Raw genomic sequence first — 19566 nt, 5'->3', positions numbered from 1 at the left:
ATCACGCTAGAGGGGTTGCGCAATTTGCGCAGGAGTGGCACAGTGATGGACACAACATTCGGCGCAGCCACTCCGGCCGGCAGCCGTCCCCCCGATCTACCGAGAGGTCAACGATGACCGTTCTTCCTCAAGGAAGTGAGATTTCCCGCCGCCGCCTGCTGCAGTTCGGCGCGGCAGCAGGGTTTCTGTTGGGCACCGGCAGCCTCGCCGGCTGCGCCGGCCCCACCGGACTCCCGGGACCCAGCACCCTGACCCTGGCACTCAACCGCTCCCTGGTCAGCCTGGACAACAAGCTCAACCAGTTCGACGCCGCCGTCACCGTGCAGCGCGCCGTCCGCCAGGGCCTCACCGCCATCGGCCCCGAAACCAAGCCCGTGCTGGTCTTGGCCGAGCGCTTCGAGATGACCGGCCCCACGGAATGGACCGTAACCCTCCGCGAGGGCATCCGCTACTCGGACAACAGCCCCGTGCAAGTGGAGGACGTAGCCACGGCCCTGAAGATGTACCAGCAGGTGCAGGGCTCCTTCGTGGCCGGCTTCTTCCCCGAATTCCCCGAAGTTGTCCCCGTGGATGACCGCACCTTCAGGATGGTCTCCAAGAAGCCCATCCCCATCCTGGACTCGCTCATGAGCATGATCCTGATAACCCCGGCCGCGCAGAACAAACCGGAGGAACTGCAGGAGGGCGTGGGCACCGGCCCGTACATTGTCACGAAGTTCAACCGCGGCGCCGGCACCTACAGCCTGGAACGCAACAAGAACTACTGGGGCCCGGCACCGCAGGTGGACAACGTGGAAGTCCGGTTCCTCCCCGAGGAATCCAGCCGCGTCATCGCCCTGCGCAGCGGCGAGGTGGACGTCATCGACTCCATCACCCCGGATTCCCGCGAACAGCTCGCCGGACTTCCCGGCGTCGAACTCCAGGAAGCCTCCAGCCTCCGCCTGAACCAGATCTTCTTCAACTTCCGCAAGCCCGCCGGCCACCCGCTGGCCGATCCCCGCGTCCGCCAGGCCCTCAGCATGGCGATCGACGGCGAGGCGCTGGTCCGCGACGTGCTGGTGGACTCCGTCACCCAGGCCGAAGGCGTCACGCCCTCCAGCCTTACCGGGTACCACAAGACCGGCGAATACGTCTACGATCCCGAGAAGGCCAAGGCCACCCTCGAGGAACTGGGCGTCAAGGACCTCACCCTGAAGATCATCTGGGAAACCGGCGAGTTCGCCTCCGACACCTCCGTGATGGAGGCCCTGGTGGAGATGTTCGGCAAGATCGGCGTCAAGGCCGAGCTGCAGCAGTTCGAACCCGGCGGCAACATCCTGGCCTGGCGCCAGGGCAAGCAGGGCGACTGGGACCTGCTGGGCAACGGCTACCCCAGCCCCACCGGCCTGGCCATCACCATGCTCCAGGGCATGTACTCCGGCACCCCCGAGAAGGAAGCCACCCGCGACACCTACCAGGGCTACGTGATCCCCGAGGTCACCGCCAAGATCCAGGCCGCCTCCGCCGAAGCGGACCCGGCCCGCAGGACCGAACTGCTGAACGACGCACAGCAGGCCGTGTGGGACACCTGGCCCTGCGCCTGGGCGTTCGTCCCCAAATCCGTCCTCGCCCACCGGGAGCGGGTGTCCGGGATCAACCTGGCACCCACCAACTCCTACCCCCTTGTTGATGTCCGGCTGGAGGCCTAAGCCATGACGAACTACATCCTGAAACGCCTGGGACAGGGCCTGCTGACCGTGTTCCTCACGGTGTCCACCGTGTTCATCCTCATCCGCATGGCCCCGGGCGATCCCGCCGTGTCCTACGCCGGCCCCCTGGCCAGCAACGAACAGCTCGCCGCGGTGCGGGAGCAGTTCGGCCTGGACAAGCCGGTGCTGGAGCAGTACTGGATCTTCCTGCAGCAGCTGTTCACCGGCAACCTGGGCCAGTCCTACTCCTTCCAGGCCCCGGCCATGCAGGTGGTGGCCGAGCGGATGCCGTACACCCTGACCCTCGCCACCGCCGCGATCCTGCTCACCGCCGTCGTGGCCATCCCGCTGGGTGTGTGGATGTCCAGCCGCCCGGACACCGGCAAGGAACTGGGCGTCAACGTGCTCACCATCGCCGGGCAGTCCATGCCGGACTTCTGGACCGGCATCATGCTCCTCACCGGCTTCGCAGTATTGATCCCGATCTTCCCCGCCTCCGGCTTCGCCACCTGGGGCGGGCTGGTGCTCCCCACCATCACCATCGCCATCCTGCAGATCGCCCTGATCTCCCGCATGGTCCGGCGGGAAATGACTACCAACCTGGCAGCCCCGTTCCTCACGGTGGCCCGCTCCCGCGGCGTCCGCAGCTCGGCACTGACCTGGCGCTACGCCATGGGCAGCTCGGCCATCCCCGTGTTCACGGCCCTGGGCACCCGGTTCGCCGCGATGCTCAACGGCGTGGTGGTGGTGGAAGTGGTGTTCGCCTGGCCCGGCGTCGGCTCCCTGATTGTGCGGGCCCTGGAAACCCGCGACTACCCCCTCATCCAGGCCACGGTCCTCCTCACCGCGCTGCTGGCGGTGGGCGTCCAGCTCCTCATCGACCTCGCCTACCCGCTCCTTGATCCCCGCGTTCGTCTTGGAAAGGCGGCAACAGCATGAGCCTCGACACCGCAACCCCCACTCCCGGCGGAGCCGGAGAGACAGTCAGGCAGCCCAGCCCCAGCGCCGTCACCAAGGCGGACATCGCCAGGGCAGGCGCCACCCGCCGTCGTAATGCCGCCAAGTGGAAGCTCATTGTGGGCACCATCTGCACCCTGCTGGTGATCATCCCCATCATCCTGGCCCAGGTGCTGCCCTTGCCGGACGCCAACTTCCAGGACCTCGGTGCCCGGCGCCTGCCGCCGCTCACCGACGGCCACCTGTTCGGCACCGACCAGCTGGGCCGGGACCTCCTGTCCCGCGTGCTGCACGGCGGCCAGGTCTCGCTGACCATCGGCCTGCTGGCCGTGCTGGTGTCCGGCGCCATCGGCATCATCCTGGGCGCGGCCGCCGGCTACTACGGCGGCTGGGTGGACACCATCGTCTCCCGCGTCCTCGAAGCCCAGATGTCCCTGCCGCTGCTCATGATGCTGCTGCTGGTGGTGGCCCTGTTCGGCCCCTCCATCCCCGTGATCACCTTCGTGATCGCCATCGCCCAATGGCCAGAAGTCGCCCGCCTCACCCGCTCCATGGTGCTGGTGGAACGCGAAAAGCCGTACGTCTCCGCCGCCCGGATCCTGGGCCTGCACAAGATCCAGATCCTCATCCAGCACATCGTCCCCAACGTCATCAAGCAGGCAACCCTTGTGGTCCTGCTCCTGCTGGCCCAGGCCGTGCTGCTCGAATCCGCTTTGTCCTTCCTGGGTGCCGGACCGCAGCGGCCCTTCGCCACCTGGGGCCGCATTATCTCCGACGGCCAAGACTACATCACCACCTCCTGGTGGATGGTCACCCTGCCCGGCCTGGTGATCGTGCTCATGGTGGTGGGCGTCAACCTGCTGGGCGACGGCCTCCGCGACCGTCCCCGCCGCAAGAAGAAGGGTGCCTGACATGACTTCTCTTACATCCCACGCAGAACAGCCGCTCCTGGAGGTCCGCGAATTCCAGGTGGAACTGATCACCGACGCCGGCATCATCCGTGCCGTGGACTCCGTCAGCTTCAGCATCCGCCGGGGCGAGACGGTCACCATCATCGGCGAGTCCGGCTCCGGAAAATCGACGACGGCGATGGGCATCCTCCGCCTGCTGCCCGAGGACCTGGCGGTACTGTCCGGCACCGTGCTGATTGACGGCGTCGACATCACCGCCGATCCCAAGGCCATCGACAAGGTGCGCGGCAAGACCCTCGCCCTGATCCCGCAGGACCCCATGACGGCGCTCAGCCCGGTGCACTCGATCGGCAGCCAGCTGTTCGAGGCCATCCGGATTGCCGGCGCCGCCTCCGCCAAGGACAAGGGCGCGCTGGAGGCCCGGGCCGTCCGGCTCCTGGAACAGGTGCACATCCCCACCCCGGAGAAGCAGCTGAAGAAGTACCCGCACCAGCTCTCCGGCGGCATGCTGCAGCGCGTGCTGATCGCCATCGCCCTGGCCAGCGAGCCGCAGCTGCTGGTGGCGGACGAGCCGACGTCGGCCCTGGACGTCACCGTGCAGGGCGGCATCCTGGACCTGCTGCTGGAACTGCAGGAGCAGCGCGGCATCGGCATCCTTATGATCACGCACGACCTCGGCGTCGCCCGGCTGATCTCGGACCGCATCCACGTGATGAAGGACGGCTCCTTCGTGGAGTCCGGCGAGGTCCAGCAGATCGTGGACCACCCCGCCACCCAGTACACGCGTGACCTGCTGGCCGCCGTGCCGGTGCTGGGGCCATGGGACGAAACCCCCGCCGCCGCCCCCGGACGCCGCGCTGCGCACGCTGCCGGATCCCCAGCCACCCCTGACCCAGCCCTCACTCAGACCGGAGCAAAGCCATGACGAAGCCGTTCCTCGCCGTCGAAAACCTCGTGGTGGACTACCACGTGCCGGGCGGCACCTTCCGGGCAGTTGAAAACGTGTCCTTCTCCGTGGACAAAGGCAGGACGATCGCCGTGGTGGGTGAATCCGGCTGCGGCAAGTCCACCATCGCCAAGGCGCTGATGCGGCTGGTGACCCCCACCAGCGGGCGGATCGAGCTGGACGGCACGGACATCGCGTCCATGAGCGAGGCCAAGCTGCGGCCCATGCGCTCCAGGTTCCAGATGGTGTTCCAGGACCCGTACGGCTCGCTGGACCCGCACATGACCGCGCAGGAGATCGTGGCCGAGCCGCTGAAGCTGCAGGGCGTCCGGTCCAAGGCGGAACGGCACAAGGCCGCAGCGAAGCTGATCGACCAGGTGGGCCTGCCCGTCCGGTCCCTGGACAAGCACCCCTCCGAATTCTCCGGCGGCCAGCGCCAGCGCATCGGGATCGCCCGGGCGCTCGCGTCCAAGCCCGAACTGCTGGTCTGCGATGAGGCCACCAGCGCTTTGGACGTGTCCGTGCAGGCGCAGGTGCTGCGGCTGCTGAAATCCATCCAGGACGAAACCGGCATTACCTACGTGTTCATCTCGCACAACCTTGGCGTGGTGCAGGAGATCAGCGATAGCGTCATGGTGATGCAGAAGGGCAGGCTGGTTGAGCACGGCTCCACCGCGTCCGTCCTGACCGCCCCCAAGGAGGACTACACCCGCAAGCTCCGCCGCGCGGCCCTGGACCCCTCCACCATGACGGGCCTCAAGCCGCGGCACCTGGTCCGCTCCCTGGCCCTCGCCAACCAATCGAACTAGCCCAGCCAGGCATGACCTTTACCCACCGAAGAACGCAACCACGAGGAATCAACGCATGAGCAAGCAGCCCGAAGGCGCCCAGGTGGACGGCCTGAAACTCCCCATCTCCCGGCTGGTCCTGGGGACCATGACGTTCGGCGACACGGTAGACGAGGCCACCGCCGGGCGGATGGTGGAGGAAGCGCTCGACGCCGGCATCACCACCATCGACACCGCCAACGCCTACGTGGGCGGCGTGACCGAGGAGATGCTCGCGCGGCTCTTGAAGGGAAAGCGCGACGGCGTCATCCTGGCGTCCAAGGCCGGCATGCCCCACGCGGACCACGGCTCCCATTCACCGCTCTCGCCCGCTGGGCTGCGCGCCAGCGTGGAGGGCAGCCTGCGCCGGCTGGGCACGGACAGCATCGACCTGTTCTACCTGCACCAGCCGGACCGGACCACGCCTCTCTCTGAGACGCTGTCCACCGTGGCCGAGCTGGTTGCCGAGGGGAAGATCGGCGCGCTGGGCGTGTCCAACTTCGCCGCCTGGCAGATCGCCGACGTCATCCACATGGCGCGCGACGTGGGGGCGCCGCGGCCCGTCGTCGCACAGCAGCTGTACAACCTGGTGGCCCGCCGGCTGGAGGAGGAATACCTCGAGTTCGCGTCCACCCACAACGTGCACACCATGGTCTACAACCCCCTGGGCGGCGGGCTGCTCACCGGCAAGCACAGCTTCGACGCCAAGCCCACCGAGGGACGCTACGGCGACTCCAAGCTCGCCGCCATGTACACGCAGCGGTACTGGGACAAGCAGCTGTTCGATGCCATCGGGGAGCTGTCCCGGATCGCTTCGGATGCCGGGGTTTCCCTCGCAGAGCTGTCCCTCCGCTGGCTGGCCTACCGAGACGGCGTGGGCTCCATGCTGCTGGGCGGGTCCAAGGTGGAACAGCTGCGCGCCAACATCGCCGCCGTGGCCAACGGGCCCCTGCCGGCCGACGCCGTGGAAGCCTGCGACGCCGTGGGCACCTCGCTCCGCGGGCCCATGCCCGCCTACAACCGCTGATTTCTCACCAACTTCCTGAACCGAACTGACTGAAGGACTCTGATGACCTCCGAACTGGCCCTCGAATTCGCCCGCAAGATCCGCGCCCGTGAACAGGCCGTGGGCTACTGGGCGGTGCTGGACGCGCCCGTGGCCACCGAACGCATCGGCCGGCTCGGCTACGACTACGTGGCCCTGGACGCGCAGCACGGCCTGCTCGGCTACTCGGGAGTGCTGAACGGGCTGATGGCCATCGACGCCGGGCACACCGCCGTCGGCATGGTCCGCGTGGAGGCCAACGGCTTCACCGCGATCGGCAAGGCACTCGACGCCGGCGCCGTGGGCGTCATCGTCCCGCTCATCAACAACGCCGAGGACGCCGCTGCCGCCGTGGCGGCAGCCAAGTACCCGCCGCTGGGCGGCCGCTCCTACGGGCCCATGCGCTCTGCCCTGCGGATCGGGCCCAAGCCGGCTGACGCCAACGCCACCACCCTGGTCTTCGCCATGATCGAAACTCCCGAGGGCCTGGCCAACGTCAAGGAAATCTGCGCCACTCCGGGCCTGGACGGCATCTACGTGGGCCCGTCGGACCTGGCCATCGCCGTGGGCGGCGCCTTCCCCGGGGACCCCGCCGTCGACGCCGAATTCAACGCCGCCATGGAGACCATCGCCGAGGCCGCCGCCTCCGCGGGGATCGCCGCCGGCATCCACACCCCTGCCGGCACTGTGGCCAACCAGCGGCTGGCGCAGGGCTACACCTTCACCACCATCGCCTCGGACCTGACGCACCTGGAACAGATCGCCAAGTCCCACCTCGACGCCGCCCGCGCCGCTGCCGGAACCACAAAGGACTGAACCATGACAAACACCACCACGGACAGCTACAGCACCATCACCCCGGACGGGGCCGTGAAGCGGGCCGACGGCGCCGACTTCGCCTACCTGCCCGCCCCCACCGTGCAGAGCCACGCCGCCAACCTGCTCACCCTCCCGGACGGCCGGCTCGGCTGCGTCTGGTTCGGCGGCACCCAGGAAGGCGTGCCGGACATCTCCATCTGGTTCTCCGCCCTGGAGCCCGGCAGCAGCCAGTGGTCTTCGCCGGAACAGCTGTCCAATGACTCCACCCGTTCCGAGCAGAACCCCATCCTGTTCACCGCGCCGGACAAGTCCCTCTGGCTGCTGTACACCGCGCAGAAGGCGGGCAACCAGGACACCGCCGAGGTCCGCCGTCGTATTTCCACGGACAGCGGCCGCACCTGGGGTGGGGTGGAAACGCTGTTCCCCGCGAACGAGACCGGCGGCGTGTTTGTCCGCCAGCTGCCGGTGGTGCTGCCGTCCGGCCGGCTGATCGTGCCCATCTTCCGCTGCATCACCACGCCGGGGGAGAAGTGGGTGGGCAACAGCGACGACAGCGCCGTGATGATTTCTGACGACGCCGGCGCCACCTGGACCGAGCATGTCCTGCCGGGGAGCCTGGGCTGCGTCCACATGAACATCCAGCCCGTGGCGGACGACTCGCTGCTGGCGCTGTTCCGCAGCCGCTGGGCCGACTCCATCTACGAATCCCGCTCCACCGACGACGGGTCCACCTGGAGCGAGCCGGTCCCCACCGAGCTGCCCAACAACAACTCCTCCATCCAGTTCACCGCCCTCGCCGACGGCCGCCTGGCCCTGGTGTACAACCACAGCCGGGCGGGGGAGGGCACCGAGCGGCGCCTGTCCCTCTACGACGAAATTGACGACGACGGCCTGGCGGACGAGCAGGGGCAGGTCGCCGAACCGGACGCTGCCGCGTTCTCCGAGGACGACGGCGTCAAGCGCGCCTTCTGGGGGACGCCGCGCTCGCCGATGACGCTGGCGATCTCCGAGGACTCGGGCCGTTCGTGGCCCATCCGCCGGAACCTGGACGTGGGGGACGGGTACTGCCTGTCCAACAACTCCCGCGACGGACTGAACCGTGAGTACTCCTACCCGTCCATCCACCAGGGCCCGGACGGTGCGCTGAACATCGCGTACACGTACTTCCGGCAGGCCATCAAGTTCGTCCGCGTGGACCCGCAGTGGGCGTATGACGGCACCACCACGCCGGGCGGGGACGCATGACCAGGCACGCGGTGGTCACCGGGACCAGCTCGGGGATCGGCAAGGCCATAGCCCAGCGGCTGCTGGCCGACGGGTGGCGGGTGACCGGCCTGAGCCGGACCGAGTCGTCCCTGGGGGAGGGCTTCCAGTGGGTGCAGGCTGATCTGTCCGAGCCCGAATCCCTGGAGCCCGTGGTCTCTTCGCTGGAACCGGCGGATGCCCTGGTGCACGCCGCCGGGTTCCAGCGGACGGCCCACCTGGGTTCCCTTGACCCGTCCGCCCTGGCGGGGATGTTCACGGTCCACGTGGCCGCGGCATCCGTGCTGGCCAACGCCCTGGTGCCGTCCATGCCCGACGGCGGCCGGATCGTCCTGCTGGGCAGCCGCACCTCCACGGGCATGCCGGGCAAGAGCCACTACGCCGCCACCAAGGCTGCGCTGATGGGGCTGGGCCGGACGTGGGCGCAGGAGCTGGCGCCGCGGGGTATCACGGTGAATGTGTTGTCCCCGGGCCCCACCGACACTCCGATGCTGAACGACCCCGGCCGCGCTGCCACCCCGGTGAAGATGCCCGCGCTGGGAGCCCTGGTGGACCCGGAGGACGTGGCCGCCCTGGCCGCGTTCCTGCTGGGTCCGCACGGCAAGTCCATCACCGGCCAAAACTACGTCATCTGCGGGGGAGCCTCCCTCTAAGGATCCCGACTAAGGATCTCGACGCCCGCAACCCAACCCCAACATCCTCAACCCCCTGCGACGCTCTCTCACTTAATACAGGTTTTTGGGCACCCTCTCTCACTTACCGCAGGTTTTCCAGCAACGCTCTCGCACTGCGGGTGGGATGACATTCGTTGCGAGTCTACGGAAGCGGCTGCCTCTCGCCGACGGCCACGGCAGCGTCCAGCGGAACGTAGGTCCGCCGTCGCCGTTCCAGCCGCATTTGTTGTCCCGGAGACGGGATTCGTGCGCCTTTGGCGCGGTTGCACCGGCTGCAGGCGGCCACAAAATTTTGCAGGCTGGTGGACCCGCCCTTCGACCAGGGATAGAAATGGTCGCCATGCTCGGCCGCGCGGGAGCATCGGCGGCCAAAACCCGTCTCCATCTCGCACACGCCGCCGGCCCGCGCCATCCCTGCGCGGCGCTGCTGGCGCGTAAAGCGCCGCACTGGATCCCGCCGTCGAACGTCCCGTGCGTTGATAACGGCCGCGGCAATGATGAGGACGACGGCGGTGGCGCCTGGGAGCATCACCGCGGCAAGTACATCGTCCGCCATGCCGCGGAAAACCTCCGTTGCCGAGGACGGGGCGGGGCCGGCGGAAGAGGCTGCCTGCGACATCAGCGAGAGAATGGCTGAGCCGAACAACCACAGGGTGACGGCCGTGAACAACAGGCGAAGGCCCACGCGTGTCCAGTAGATGCGTTTAAGTTCCGGCATTCGGATGTCCCCCAACTCGTCCGCAGACCGTGACGCTGCCGTCCCGGGTCTAAGGGGATCGTACACTCGCGATCTCCCGGACGGGCTTATCCGCGGTAGTCCAGGGCGTCGAACTGCTCCTGCCAGTGCGACTTCTCGCCCTCCACATACAGCCGGTGCGACGAGCTCCATTTGGGCCATATCTCAGCCGCGGCCCTGCTGCCGGACTCCCCGGGGCCTGCGACCCGCGGTGCCTGCCGTGGGGGTGGCTCCCGGTGTACGTTCCGTTTGGGGCCAGCGGCGGTTTTCCTCTGAACGCCCGGCCGGCTTTTTCCGCCGCTGTGCAGGTGCGCGAGGTTCGCGAGCCCTACAACCAGGCCGAACGCCGCCCAGAGAATACCTACCAGGACCATTGCACCCAGAAGGACGCCAATCCACAGCAGCAGCCCGATCGCAGGAACCAGGAAGACCATGGCCGGCCGGCCTTTAAAGCGTCTCGGGGATCGGGCGTCCTGGGAAGAGCATCGAGTACTGTTTCCGGTACATCCTGCGCCCGATGAGTCGGTAGCCCAGGCGGACCGGCGGTGGGATCTCCTTGAACAGTTCCCTCCGGTCTGCGGGCGGGTTCGTGGCCAGCACCATCCCCAGATAGGTGACCAGGAATTTCTTGTCGAACTGCTCAATGCTGTGCTGCCCCAGTCCGTTCATTTCCTTCTCGGTCATCACCCTGTCCGCCACGGGCATCATCTCCGTGACTTCCCGGCGCAGGTGCACTTTGAGGATTGCCGACAGGTCCTCGTAGCGCCCGGCCAGTTCCGCAGCGGACTCTGCATCGGGCGTCGCTATCCAGCGCCGGCGGACGGGCTCGATGCCTTCGAGCCGCTGGGTGACCTGCCGGTGCTGCTCCAGCATTTGTGCCACATGCAGCGCGCACGCAGGTGCCCGTTGGCCCAGCTGCGGGTACATCAGCAGGTCCTCGCCCTCGTGGTGGATGTGGAGTACCTTGTCGAAGTTCCCGAGGACTTCCCCCACGTAGGCGGAGCGGGCAGTGTCGCCAGGTTCAACGGAGCGCACCAAGCCCGGCGCCTCGTCGTATGCCCACAGGAAAAAGCGGTGTATGCGCCGCATGCCCGCGGTCCCGGTGCAGAGGACGGGTCCGGGCGGCAGTGGAGGTGCGGTCTCGCCAGGATGCATTGTGAAGAAGTCGTTCATTGGAGGGCCCCTAACGGCGCTCAAGCGAAACCAGGACCTCTCCCCGGGAGCATAATATCGCTTGCGCCAAAGCCGAACAATGGTTCGAACCAGCCGCAAAGCGGCCAACCGGACAGGCTCCCTCTCATCCAGAGGCCTCAGCACAAGACCCCGTCAGCCGACGCACCCCGGCAGGCGTATCCGGGCGGACGGGGTGCCCTTGACACCCCGTCCATGCCTGGGAATTATCAAAAGTGCCGGCGCATCTGGTTGTCCCTCGCAGGACGGCCTGCGGGCCGGCTTCATGGAGGGTTACCGAATGCAGCCAGCACTCCCGCGACGCAGGTCCTTGCGGAGCGTGGCCGCAGCCGCTGCAACCCTTGTGGCCGCCTCCGTTGCGGCGTGCACCGCCACTCCGCTCCCGCCGAGCCAGCCGTCCCCGGCTGTTTCGTCCCCGGCCGCGACCCCCAAGGCAGCCCTGCCACCGATTCATGGCCAGCCTGCCTTTCCCCTGCGTGATGTCCGCATTGCCGCGGTGGGTGACATGAACGGCGTCAGGACTTATGCGCCGGACAGCCCGTCCGGCAGGAACGCTGCGGCGATCACGCGGCTCGTGCAAAACCACGAGGTTGACGCGTTCCTGGGGATCGGGGACTTCCAGTACGACGCCGCGTACTGCGACGACTACGTGAAGTACTGGTCGAGGCTCTGGAGCGGCACACTGCCCAAGCTGTACTGGGTCTCCGCCCCCAACCACGACTGGAAACCCGGCCGCAATGAAGACCTCGACAATTTCATGAATGGCCAGTGCCCGGGGTCCCCTGCCAAGTCTGCGATCAACCATGAGCGAGGATTCATCGAGAACGGGCAACCGTACTCAAAGGATTTTGGGAACTGGCATTTTGCGTTCCTGTCCTCCGCGCACTGGCGGTACAACCCGGCGCGGGCCCAGGCGCTGACAACGTGGCTGGACCGGGACCTTGCTGCCGCCAAGGCTGCGGGCAGGCACCTGGCAGTGGTGCACCACGAGCCGTACTTCACGTCCAGCACGGAAACGCATGAGCGCAACCTGAACCATAAACCGTGGATCGATGTGATGTGGAAGCACCGGGTCCGCCTGATCCTGTCCGGCTCGCAGCACAACTATGAACGCTCATGCCCGGTGGACAACGCAGACCAGTGCGTCAGCGACGGGATGACATCGTTCCAGGTTTCCACGGGAGGCGTCGGACTCCGCCCCTTCACCAGCAGCCCGCCCTTCATCGTGAAGCAGTTCAGCGACACCCACGGGTTCCTCCGGCTGACACTGAAAGTCGACGGGTCCTTCGACTGGGAGTTCGTTCCAACATCGGGACCGAGTACGGACGGGGGGACGCGTTCCGCACCGCAGTCACAGCCGGCGCCGGAGTACCGAGCCCCGCAGCCTTGACCACGAGGGGCTGCGTCCCGCCCTACCGTTCTTCCTGGCGGCCCGGAGCCTGTTGCTGGCTGCTGGTCCACTTGGCGTGTTCCTGGGAGATCAGGCCCTCGATCCGCTCGGCCAGCTGCTGGTGCCGGTCCGCGCGGAGATAGGGTCCTGCCTTGGCCAGGTACAGGTAGCGCTCGTGCTTGAGCGCCTCGGCGGTGGAGCGGTAGGTGATCCAGCGTTCCTGGAACTGGTACAGGTGCTGGGCACCCTCCAGGACGACGATGACGGCGGCCAGGGTGCCGGTCACCAGGACCGGGCTCCCAATGCCGGCCACCACCGGCAGGGTGGCGGCGACCGCGAGTTCCAGCAGCTTGAGCCACTTGTAGCGGCGCTGGTTGTCGCTGCTCTTGGTGTCATACCAGGTGATCTGGTCCTCCAGCCGGTCCCACGTGGGATCGTCGGCGGCGGGCCGGGGTACGGCCGCGATGGGCCGTGCCGGTCCTGGTTCGTCCCCGCGGCGCACCATCGGCTTCCCTTTCCTCTAGAGCTGGCTACTCGGCCAGGACAAAGAACACCTGCCACCTATCCGGGCAGAAGCGATCCCCTGACAGCACATAGCAGGGCCACATTGCCCATCCGCCGGCGGCGTTGAGCAGCACCCGGCCCTGCGCGGTGACGGTTTCTCCGGGTGCCAGGGCCCTTCCTTCATTCATGTCCTCGGCATCCTTGTTGTCACCCGCTGGATCCCGCACGCCAACAAACGTGTACTCCAGCTGCAGGCGCTGGTCCGTGGTGTTAGTCAACGCGTAGCTCACCGTGACCGTATCCCCGACCCGGGGAGACTCCGGATCGCGCCGGCTCGTGGCCTGCAGTCCGCTCAGCTGGAGCCCGTCTTCGCTCGTGACCGTGGACCCGTCCACGTCAATACCGCCGCCCCCGCCGCCGGCCTGGACGGGCGCCTGCCCGCCGGCAGTGTTGGCGCTGGGCGACGATCTGTTCTGGAGGTTGGCGAGGAGCAGCACGGCCAGCAGGATCACGACGGTGACGGCGGCCGCCCCTCCCAGGATCAGCGTCCGCGGGGCGAAGTGCCCGCGCTGCCGCGGCAGCGGCTTCGGGTCCACTCCTGTGGTGGCACCCGGCTCGGCGGCAACCGCCGGGGCCGGCACGCCGTAGTCGTCCTCCTGCGTTTTCCGCATCTCCGCAAGGGTCCCGTCCAGCACTTTAAACAGCCGGCTGGTGTCGAACTCGAAGCGGGCGGGGCTGAATTCCAGGGCCTGCCGGCGGACCAGCTTTGCCAGGCTCTCGGGCAGTTCATCGGCACGCGGCATCCTGGCCCCGTCCACCAGGATCGGGATGACGCGGACGTTGCGCGTCAAGGCGGCCTGGATTTCCAGGCGCACAAAATCGTCAGCGTCGTCGAGGCGGCGTTTGCCGTGCTCATCGGCGATGGTGATCCACTTGTCGCCGATCAGCACCAGTACCACGTCGCAGGAACCCACTGCCCTGGTGATCGCCTCGACGAAGTCATCGCCCAGCTGGATTGAATCGACGTCCTTGAAAACCTGGCCGCCGCCGTAGCGGTCCGCCAGCCGGTCGTATAGCCAGCCGGCCGGGTAAGCGGTCTCTTCCCGCCGGTAACTGATGAAGATCCGACCCGAGGCGGTCGGGAGCGAACCAGCCATTGTTCACGCCTTCTAACCAAGCCATGCCCCGGGGCAATTATACCGGGGCGGGGCCCGCCAGCGGGAGGTCACGGCGGCGGACCGGCGGTCCAAACAGCGGGATTTTCTAAGAGGAGCCCGGAGCGGGCATGCAACAATGACGCCATGACCCACGAGCAGCATTCCTCCACCGCGCAGCTGGACAGTACCGACCACCCCGCATTCGAGGCCGCCTACCGGGCCGCCCAAAAGAGCCTGGCCGGTGGCGGCATTCCCATCGGGGCCGCGCTCGCCCGGGACGGCGAGGTGGCCGCCAGCGGGCACAACGAACGGGTCCAAAGCGCCGATCCGATCGCGCATGGGGAAATGTCCGCGCTCCGCGCAGCCGGCCGGCAAAAGACCTACCGGGACACCACGCTGTACACCACCCTGGCACCGTGCGCCATGTGCGCCGGAACCATTATCCAGTTCAAGATCCCCCGTGTGGTGGTGGGGGAGGCACGCACGTTCGACGGCGAGCTGGAGCTCCTCCGGTCGCGCGGAGTTGAGGTGGTGGTGCTGGATGACCAGCGCTGCGTGGACATGATGCGCAGCTTCCAGGCAGACAACCCGGAGCTGTGGGCGGAAGATATCGCGGAGTAGGGGAGTTTTCCAGGGGCACTGCTGCGGTCAGTCAAGGGTGCGTGACGTACTCCTGCCAGCGTGGGACACTTCGGCCATGAGCATCGACCAGTGGTGGACGAAACTGCAACCAGCGACGCGGACGTGGCTGATCAACAACAACGGGGATGAGGTGCCGGCGGCAGTCGCAGCAGAAATTGCCGGCGCGGGCGGACCGGCCACCGACGATCCGTGGTGGTCCGGCCAGGGCGAAACCCCGGGGCACTACTTCCCGGACGACGCCATCGACTGGGTTGAAGCGGCCGCGAACGAGGAGTAGCCCGCCTAGGATACGGCCCCAGTCTCGGGACCAACGGCACATCCCGGCCGCAGCCGTCTCCATCAGACTGGAGGCGGCACGATTCGGAGGTTCAGCCATGACTGTTTTAGTTGCCTATGCCAGTGCGCTGGGATCAACCCGGGACATCGCCCACCACATAGCGGACCGTTTGGCAGCTGGATTGGACGGCGTCGAGTGCCGTTCCGTGGAGGAGGTCGAGTCGGTCTCCGCTTACGACGCTGTTGTGGTGGGCAGCGCCGTGCACAACCAGTCGTGGCTGCCCGCGGCCGGTCAGTTCTTCGCCCGCCATGCCCCTGAGCTGGCCAAACGGCCCGTCTGGGCCTTCAACGTGGGGATGGCTGATGCACTGCCGAAGCCGTTCCGCAAACGGGGCGCGGAACTGCAGCAAGCGCGCCTGGCAGGAGCACTGCCCCAGGACGTATCTCTTCGCGGCCACAGGATGTTCTCCGGTGTCTACAACGCGGACCAGATGTCGCCAGCGCTGCGCTTCCTGTTCCGGCTCGCCGGCGGCCGCTTCGGAGACTTCCGGGACTGGGCCGCCATCGACGCCTGGGCCGACGACATCGCAGCCCAGCTCGCCAAGCCTGCGTCACCCACATCATCAGGGAATACCGCCACATAACAACACCGCACAACGACGGCGGGCGGCGGCTCACCGGCTACGGCCAACCACCGTGCGGGCTGCCCAACGTGCGGGGTCCCCAACGAGGGGGTTCGCGTACCCGCGATGTGTCAGAAGGGTCTTCCCTTCCGAATTTGGCCATGCTTAGTATGGGAGAGGGTCAGGCAACGGCCATTCTTCCGTCAAAGGAGCCGTCCATGACCCCCACCACCACCGCCGAGCTTTCCAGCGACGCGCCCGCCTGCACCCCGAAACGATCCTTTCCCCGCTGAGGTACCAGCAATGAGCGGACGCGCGATTTCGGGGATTGGGAGCCAGCCGAGGCTGACGCTCGGCAGATGGCCATTCACACCTACCGACGACCTCATGAAGCTGCGGGAGACCCTTCAGAGGTCCTTGGATATAGCCAGGCTGGAGGCCACTGAGAAGCTTCTGGAACAGATCGACCAGGAACTGCGCCAGCGGGCACGGAACCCGTTGTACAAACAGGTCAACGGCACGGAACGGCCCCTATAGCCGGCGGGGTGTGGCCCATGGAACGCGGGGATTCTGTTCGGGGGTGGGCCACATCCCGCCTTACCACCTTGTCCGGGGAGGGGCACCTGTGTGCCCCTCCAAGGTAAAGCAGCACCTGCCGCCACCTACCGGCTCCGGGCCGGACTTAAGGCCCTTCTACGGCGGGCTGCCCGGACGTATCTTGAAGGCGGGGCCACCACCTGCGGCCCGGATCAAGAGGGGGCATCATGGGCCGGATCAAGCACTCTGTATTCGGCGCTCTAATGTTAAGCGCGGTGTTCGCGCTCTCCGGCTGTTTCGGCCCGCCGGCGCCGGCGCCCCCCAGCACTTCCGCCGCCCCGGGCACTGTCCCGACGCCAACCGGCAGCTCCGCTGCCCCCACATCCACGGCGAGTCCGGCGCCGCCGGCCACCCCGGGTGTGACCATGGGGCCCACAACGTCCGTGCCGCCGTCGTCAATGCACGTCAGTCCAACGACAACGGCGGAACCGGCGTCTCCGGGGCTTCCGGAGCAGGTCGCCCCGCTGACCATTTACTACATCGCCATTGACGACGGCGGGATTTCCGGGCCGCTGATCGGCTGCGGCGACAGCCTGGTGGCGACCACCACGGCCCCGGTCCGTTTTACGGACCAGGTGGGCCCCAGCATCGGGGCCCTGCTCGCGAACAAGAGCCGCGATGTGGGGCTGTCCGGCCTGGTGAATGCCCTGTACCAGTCGAATCTCACCTACACGGGAGGCCAGCTGGACGGGAGCACTATCACCATCCACCTCGAAGGGCAGTTCATGCTGGGCGGCGTGTGCGACGTTCCGCGCGTCAAGGCCCAGCTCGAGTACACGGCCATGACCGCAGCCGGGGCCACAAGCGCCCGGGTGCTCGTCAACGGCCGTCCTATCGACGAGGTGCTCAGCCTCAAATAATGTGCGTCCCGGGTGCAAGGAGGTCGCCGTGGTGCGTTGGGATCTGGGGCTTGCCGGCGTGGGACTGCTGGCCGTCATGTCGGTGGCGTTCGGCCTGATCGCCCACCTGATCGTCGGACGCCGCATCACGAAGTCGAACCGCGGCGGGGCGGCCGGCTGATGTGCCGGCCGCGCCGCCGGCGTACTTTTCAGGTCAGGTTGCGAAGGAACCCGCCTGGAACCGCTCTAGGAAACCTGCAGGCCGCCGTTGATGTCATACGTGGCCGCGGTGATGAAGCCGGCGTCCTCGCCCATGAGGAAGGCCATCAAAGCCGCCATGTCGTTGACGGTTCCCACGCGGCCCACCAGGATGTCCCTGGACATCTCCTTCTTCCGCTCGTCGGTCAGGGTGCCGCCCATGATGTCCGTGTCCACGGGCCCCGGGGCGATGCAGTTGACGGTGATCCCGTGCTCGCCCATCTCGCGGGCCAGGGCGCGGGTGAAGCCGATGATGCCCGCTTTGGCGGAGCTGTACGCGACCTTGGAGTAGGTGCCGCCGCCGCGTTGGGCGGAGATGGACGAGATGCTCACCACCCGGCCAAGTTTCCGGTCAATCATTCCGCCAAGCACGCGCTGGGTCACCAGGAAGGTCCCGGTCATGTTGATCGCGAACACCCGCTCCCAGCCTTCCTTGGTTTCCTCCATGAAGGGCCGCGGTGAGCTGATGCCGGCGATGTTGGCCAGCGCCACGATGGGAGGCAGCTCCGCTTCCACGCGGCCGATGGCAGCATCGATGGAGGCCTCGTTCGACACATCCGTCTGCAGTCCCAGCGCCTGCACGCCGTGCTTTTCCCCGATCTGCTTGGCAGCCAGGGCCGCCGCCTCGCCGTCGATGTCCAGGATGGCGATGTTCCAGCCCTCGCGGGCCAGCCTGTCTGCAGTTGCGCGGCCAATGCCGCGCTCCGAGGCAGCGCCGGTCAGGACGGCCGTGCGTGCAGCGGGAAAAGCGGTGGTGTCGGTCATGCTGGTTCAACTCCTGTGTTGGATTCCTTGGCCTTGATGAAGCGCGCGTAGTCGTCGTAGGTCTGGTTGATGTGCTCGTCCATGGCCTTGCGGGCTGTTTCCGGCTCACCTGTGGCAATCGCCGCCAGGACCAGCCGGTGGTGCTCCAGGGCATGGCGCTGGACCTCGGAAAACGCCGAGGTTTCCCGGCGCGTGGTGTAGAGCAGGTGGCCCAGCTGGCCCAGCAGCGCCGGGAGGAACGGGTTCGCTGAAGCCCTGAACACCACGTTGTGGAAGGCAAGGTCCGCCAGGGTCACGGCGTCCAGGTCGGCGGCCTCGTGCGCCGTTTCCAGGTCCGCAATTGCCTTCTCCATGGCGGCAAAATGCTCGGCCGTGGCGTGCCGGGCTGCGAGCTCGGCGGCCCCGGTTTCCATGATGCGGCGGACCTCGAGCAGCTTCAGCGCTGCCTCGTCAATCCCGGTGCCGCGGGCGGCTGCCCGGAGGATGGCCTCCAGCCCCGTCCATTCCTCGGGCGGATTGACGTAGGTCCCCAGGCCGCGCCGCACCGTCACGATGTTCTGGGCCTGCAGCGTCTTCAGCGCCTCGCGGACCGTCAGCCTGCTGACGTCGGCGGCCTTGGCGATCTCCGCCTCCGCCGGCAGCGATGACTGTGGCGGGAGGTCGCCGGAGAGCACGCGTTCCAGGAGGTCGGCGAACACTGAGTCTGCGAGTGTCTGGCGGCTCACCGGCATCCCTCCTCCATTGGCTTGTCAGATGTCTTATGTCCGGATAGTGTGGCACCCGTCACTCGACGGAGTCAATTCCAACCGGTACTGGCGTCTTTCGAGGAGAGCCGGGCAGCGCGCCCGGGCTCTTGTCCCCAAGGAGTACATCAACGTGGATATACAACTGCTACTTGCGCTGGTACTGGGCATCGCGACCATCGTCGTGCTCGTACTTCGCACCCGGCTCGACGCCTTCGTCGCGCTGCTCATCGCTGCCCTTGTGACCGGCCTCGTGGCCGGCCAAAGCCCCCTCGACATCGTCAAGGCCATCACCACCGGCTTCGGCAACACCCTCGCCTCGATCGGCATCGTGATCGGCCTGGGTGTGGCCATCGGCAAGATCCTCGAAGTTTCCGGCGCCGCCAACGCGCTGGCCCTGGCCTTCCTGCGGCTGTTCGGCAAGGGCCGGGAGCCCTGGGCCATGGGCACCGTCGGCGCCCTGGTGTCCATTCCGGTTTTCTGCGACTCCGGCTACGTCATCATGAACCCGCTGGCCCGCTCCATCGCGCGGGTCAAGCGCGCCGGCTACGTGACGCTGGCCCTGGCACTGGGCGTCGGCATGACCCTGACGCACCACCTGGTCCCGCCCACCCCCGGCCCCCTGGCCGTCACCGGCCTGCTGGGCGCGGACCTGGGTGCAGTCAGCCTCACCGGCCTGGTGTTCACCGTCCTGCTCCTTCCCATTGCCGTGACC

General features: G+C 67.3%; 24 protein-coding genes. 17 read left to right on the top strand and 7 right to left on the bottom strand.

Annotated features, from left to right (window positions below; all coding sequences use genetic code 11):
* Positions 1-113: 113 nt before the first annotated feature.
* The 9 genes from NFU08_RS19915 to NFU08_RS19875 are packed head-to-tail and all read left to right on the top strand — an operon-like array spanning position 114 to position 9109.
* Positions 114-1688: an ABC transporter substrate-binding protein gene (locus NFU08_RS19915; protein WP_251425745.1), complete on the top strand. Its 1575-nt coding sequence runs from the start codon at positions 114-116 to the stop codon at positions 1686-1688.
* Positions 1689-1691: 3 nt separating this feature from the next.
* Positions 1692-2627 (top strand): ABC transporter permease, encoded by a 936-nt coding sequence (locus NFU08_RS19910; RefSeq protein ID WP_251425743.1) that lies wholly within the window; start codon positions 1692-1694, stop codon positions 2625-2627.
* Positions 2624-3556: an ABC transporter permease gene (locus NFU08_RS19905; protein WP_251425742.1), complete on the top strand. Its 933-nt coding sequence runs from the start codon at positions 2624-2626 to the stop codon at positions 3554-3556. The genes NFU08_RS19910 and NFU08_RS19905 overlap by 4 nt, the downstream gene beginning before the upstream one ends.
* Position 3557: 1 nt before the next feature.
* The gene (locus NFU08_RS19900; protein ID WP_251425740.1) at positions 3558-4481 is read left to right on the top strand and encodes an ABC transporter ATP-binding protein; all 924 of its coding nucleotides are present in this window, start codon (positions 3558-3560) and stop codon (positions 4479-4481) included.
* Positions 4478-5311 carry an ABC transporter ATP-binding protein gene (locus NFU08_RS19895; protein ID WP_251425738.1) on the top strand — a complete coding sequence of 278 codons (834 nt, stop codon included), beginning with the start codon at positions 4478-4480 and terminating at the stop codon, positions 5309-5311. Before NFU08_RS19900 ends, NFU08_RS19895 begins: the two co-directional genes overlap by 4 nt.
* Before the next feature lie 55 nt (positions 5312-5366).
* Positions 5367-6356: an aldo/keto reductase gene (locus NFU08_RS19890; protein WP_251425736.1), complete on the top strand. Its 990-nt coding sequence runs from the start codon at positions 5367-5369 to the stop codon at positions 6354-6356.
* 42 nt (positions 6357-6398) lie between these two features.
* Positions 6399-7190: an HpcH/HpaI aldolase/citrate lyase family protein gene (locus NFU08_RS19885; protein ID WP_251425734.1), complete on the top strand. Its 792-nt coding sequence runs from the start codon at positions 6399-6401 to the stop codon at positions 7188-7190.
* 3 nt (positions 7191-7193) lie between these two features.
* Positions 7194-8438, top strand: coding sequence for an exo-alpha-sialidase (locus NFU08_RS19880; RefSeq protein WP_251425732.1), 1245 nt, complete (start codon positions 7194-7196; stop codon positions 8436-8438).
* Positions 8435-9109 carry an SDR family NAD(P)-dependent oxidoreductase gene (locus NFU08_RS19875; RefSeq protein WP_251425730.1) on the top strand — a complete coding sequence of 225 codons (675 nt, stop codon included), beginning with the start codon at positions 8435-8437 and terminating at the stop codon, positions 9107-9109. Before NFU08_RS19880 ends, NFU08_RS19875 begins: the two co-directional genes overlap by 4 nt.
* A 163-nt stretch (positions 9110-9272) precedes the next feature.
* Here NFU08_RS19875 and NFU08_RS19870 read toward each other — a convergent pair whose 3' ends face one another.
* The 3 genes from NFU08_RS19870 to NFU08_RS19860 all read right to left on the bottom strand — a co-directional run bounded on the left by NFU08_RS19870 (position 9273) and on the right by NFU08_RS19860 (position 11039).
* On the bottom strand, positions 9273-9848 hold the full coding sequence (locus NFU08_RS19870; RefSeq protein WP_251425728.1) for an HNH endonuclease: 576 nt from the start codon (positions 9846-9848) through the stop codon (positions 9273-9275).
* A gap of 86 nt (positions 9849-9934) precedes the next feature.
* Positions 9935-10300: a hypothetical protein gene (locus NFU08_RS19865; RefSeq protein ID WP_251425726.1), complete on the bottom strand. Its 366-nt coding sequence runs from the start codon at positions 10298-10300 to the stop codon at positions 9935-9937.
* A gap of 13 nt (positions 10301-10313) precedes the next feature.
* On the bottom strand, positions 10314-11039 hold the full coding sequence (locus NFU08_RS19860; protein ID WP_251425725.1) for a hemerythrin domain-containing protein: 726 nt from the start codon (positions 11037-11039) through the stop codon (positions 10314-10316).
* Between the two features lie 298 nt (positions 11040-11337).
* Between NFU08_RS19860 and NFU08_RS19855 the strand changes: the two genes are divergently transcribed.
* Positions 11338-12447, top strand: a complete 1110-nt coding sequence (locus NFU08_RS19855; RefSeq protein ID WP_251425723.1) for a metallophosphoesterase — start codon at positions 11338-11340, stop codon at positions 12445-12447.
* A gap of 22 nt (positions 12448-12469) precedes the next feature.
* On the opposite strand, the gene NFU08_RS19850 is transcribed toward NFU08_RS19855, so the two are convergent.
* Together NFU08_RS19850 and NFU08_RS19845 are read right to left on the bottom strand one after the other, a co-directional pair.
* Entirely contained in the window at positions 12470-12952 is a 483-nt protein-coding gene (locus NFU08_RS19850) for a DUF4231 domain-containing protein (protein ID WP_251425721.1), read from the bottom strand.
* A 25-nt stretch (positions 12953-12977) separates the two neighbouring features.
* Positions 12978-14108, bottom strand: a complete 1131-nt coding sequence (locus tag NFU08_RS19845; protein WP_251425719.1) for a toll/interleukin-1 receptor domain-containing protein — start codon at positions 14106-14108, stop codon at positions 12978-12980.
* A 144-nt stretch (positions 14109-14252) separates the two neighbouring features.
* Here NFU08_RS19845 and NFU08_RS19840 point away from each other — a divergent pair, with 144 nt between their 5' ends.
* The 6 genes from NFU08_RS19840 to NFU08_RS20885 all read left to right on the top strand — a co-directional run bounded on the left by NFU08_RS19840 (position 14253) and on the right by NFU08_RS20885 (position 17266).
* Positions 14253-14729, top strand: coding sequence for a nucleoside deaminase (locus NFU08_RS19840; protein WP_174181637.1), 477 nt, complete (start codon positions 14253-14255; stop codon positions 14727-14729).
* 76 nt (positions 14730-14805) lie between these two features.
* Positions 14806-15027 carry a hypothetical protein gene (locus NFU08_RS19835; RefSeq protein ID WP_174181635.1) on the top strand — a complete coding sequence of 74 codons (222 nt, stop codon included), beginning with the start codon at positions 14806-14808 and terminating at the stop codon, positions 15025-15027.
* A 97-nt stretch (positions 15028-15124) separates the two neighbouring features.
* The gene (locus NFU08_RS19830) at positions 15125-15670 is read left to right on the top strand and encodes a flavodoxin domain-containing protein (RefSeq protein ID WP_251425717.1); all 546 of its coding nucleotides are present in this window, start codon (positions 15125-15127) and stop codon (positions 15668-15670) included.
* Between the two features lie 282 nt (positions 15671-15952).
* On the top strand, positions 15953-16186 hold the full coding sequence (locus tag NFU08_RS19825) for a hypothetical protein (RefSeq protein ID WP_174181630.1): 234 nt from the start codon (positions 15953-15955) through the stop codon (positions 16184-16186).
* 425 nt (positions 16187-16611) lie between these two features.
* Positions 16612-17106, top strand: a complete 495-nt coding sequence (locus tag NFU08_RS19820; protein WP_251425715.1) for a hypothetical protein — start codon at positions 16612-16614, stop codon at positions 17104-17106.
* Positions 17107-17134: 28 nt separating this feature from the next.
* Entirely contained in the window at positions 17135-17266 is a 132-nt protein-coding gene (locus NFU08_RS20885; RefSeq protein ID WP_285835613.1) for a hypothetical protein, read from the top strand.
* Between the two features lie 65 nt (positions 17267-17331).
* Here NFU08_RS20885 and NFU08_RS19815 read toward each other — a convergent pair whose 3' ends face one another.
* Entirely contained in the window at positions 17332-18108 is a 777-nt protein-coding gene (locus tag NFU08_RS19815; RefSeq protein ID WP_251425713.1) for an SDR family NAD(P)-dependent oxidoreductase, read from the bottom strand.
* Entirely contained in the window at positions 18105-18839 is a 735-nt protein-coding gene (locus NFU08_RS19810) for a FadR/GntR family transcriptional regulator (protein WP_309296848.1), read from the bottom strand. Before NFU08_RS19810 ends, NFU08_RS19815 begins: the two co-directional genes overlap by 4 nt.
* A gap of 145 nt (positions 18840-18984) precedes the next feature.
* On the opposite strand from NFU08_RS19810, the gene NFU08_RS19805 reads away from it, so the two are divergent.
* The coding region (locus NFU08_RS19805; RefSeq protein ID WP_251425709.1) for a GntP family permease at positions 18985-19566 on the top strand (582 nt) is incomplete at its 3' end.

This window comes from Pseudarthrobacter sp. NCCP-2145, assembly GCF_023708005.1.
Classification (GTDB): domain Bacteria; phylum Actinomycetota; class Actinomycetes; order Actinomycetales; family Micrococcaceae; genus Arthrobacter; species Arthrobacter oxydans.
The sequence above is the reverse complement of the archived record's forward strand: the minus strand, read 5'-3'. Positions and strand labels throughout refer to the sequence as shown.

Bases quoted from the DNA above. Each gene is read 5' to 3' on its own strand.
- NFU08_RS19910 (WP_251425743.1), top strand. From the start codon at position 1,692: ATGACGAACTACATCCTGAAACGCCTGGGACAGGGCCTGCTGACCGTG.
- NFU08_RS19880 (WP_251425732.1), top strand. From the start codon at position 7,194: ATGACAAACACCACCACGGACAGCTACAGCACCATCACCCCGGACGGG.
- NFU08_RS19875 (WP_251425730.1), top strand. From the start codon at position 8,435: ATGACCAGGCACGCGGTGGTCACCGGGACCAGCTCGGGGATCGGCAAG.
- NFU08_RS19835 (WP_174181635.1), top strand. From the start codon at position 14,806: ATGAGCATCGACCAGTGGTGGACGAAACTGCAACCAGCGACGCGGACG.
- NFU08_RS19840 (WP_174181637.1), top strand. From the start codon at position 14,253: ATGACCCACGAGCAGCATTCCTCCACCGCGCAGCTGGACAGTACCGAC.
- NFU08_RS19885 (WP_251425734.1), top strand. From the start codon at position 6,399: ATGACCTCCGAACTGGCCCTCGAATTCGCCCGCAAGATCCGCGCCCGT.
- NFU08_RS19905 (WP_251425742.1), top strand. From the start codon at position 2,624: ATGAGCCTCGACACCGCAACCCCCACTCCCGGCGGAGCCGGAGAGACA.
- NFU08_RS19860 (WP_251425725.1), bottom strand. From the start codon at position 11,039: ATGAACGACTTCTTCACAATGCATCCTGGCGAGACCGCACCTCCACTG.
- NFU08_RS19855 (WP_251425723.1), top strand. From the start codon at position 11,338: ATGCAGCCAGCACTCCCGCGACGCAGGTCCTTGCGGAGCGTGGCCGCA.
- NFU08_RS19870 (WP_251425728.1), bottom strand. From the start codon at position 9,848: ATGCCGGAACTTAAACGCATCTACTGGACACGCGTGGGCCTTCGCCTG.
- NFU08_RS19890 (WP_251425736.1), top strand. From the start codon at position 5,367: ATGAGCAAGCAGCCCGAAGGCGCCCAGGTGGACGGCCTGAAACTCCCC.
- NFU08_RS19900 (WP_251425740.1), top strand. From the start codon at position 3,558: ATGACTTCTCTTACATCCCACGCAGAACAGCCGCTCCTGGAGGTCCGC.
- NFU08_RS19810 (WP_309296848.1), bottom strand. From the start codon at position 18,839: ATGCCGGTGAGCCGCCAGACACTCGCAGACTCAGTGTTCGCCGACCTC.
- NFU08_RS19895 (WP_251425738.1), top strand. From the start codon at position 4,478: ATGACGAAGCCGTTCCTCGCCGTCGAAAACCTCGTGGTGGACTACCAC.
- NFU08_RS19850 (WP_251425721.1), bottom strand. From the start codon at position 12,952: ATGGTGCGCCGCGGGGACGAACCAGGACCGGCACGGCCCATCGCGGCC.
- NFU08_RS19915 (WP_251425745.1), top strand. From the start codon at position 114: ATGACCGTTCTTCCTCAAGGAAGTGAGATTTCCCGCCGCCGCCTGCTG.
- NFU08_RS19820 (WP_251425715.1), top strand. From the start codon at position 16,612: ATGGGGCCCACAACGTCCGTGCCGCCGTCGTCAATGCACGTCAGTCCA.
- NFU08_RS19815 (WP_251425713.1), bottom strand. From the start codon at position 18,108: ATGACCGACACCACCGCTTTTCCCGCTGCACGCACGGCCGTCCTGACC.
- NFU08_RS19845 (WP_251425719.1), bottom strand. From the start codon at position 14,108: ATGGCTGGTTCGCTCCCGACCGCCTCGGGTCGGATCTTCATCAGTTAC.
- NFU08_RS19865 (WP_251425726.1), bottom strand. From the start codon at position 10,300: ATGGTCTTCCTGGTTCCTGCGATCGGGCTGCTGCTGTGGATTGGCGTC.
- NFU08_RS19830 (WP_251425717.1), top strand. From the start codon at position 15,125: ATGACTGTTTTAGTTGCCTATGCCAGTGCGCTGGGATCAACCCGGGAC.
- NFU08_RS19825 (WP_174181630.1), top strand. From the start codon at position 15,953: ATGAGCGGACGCGCGATTTCGGGGATTGGGAGCCAGCCGAGGCTGACG.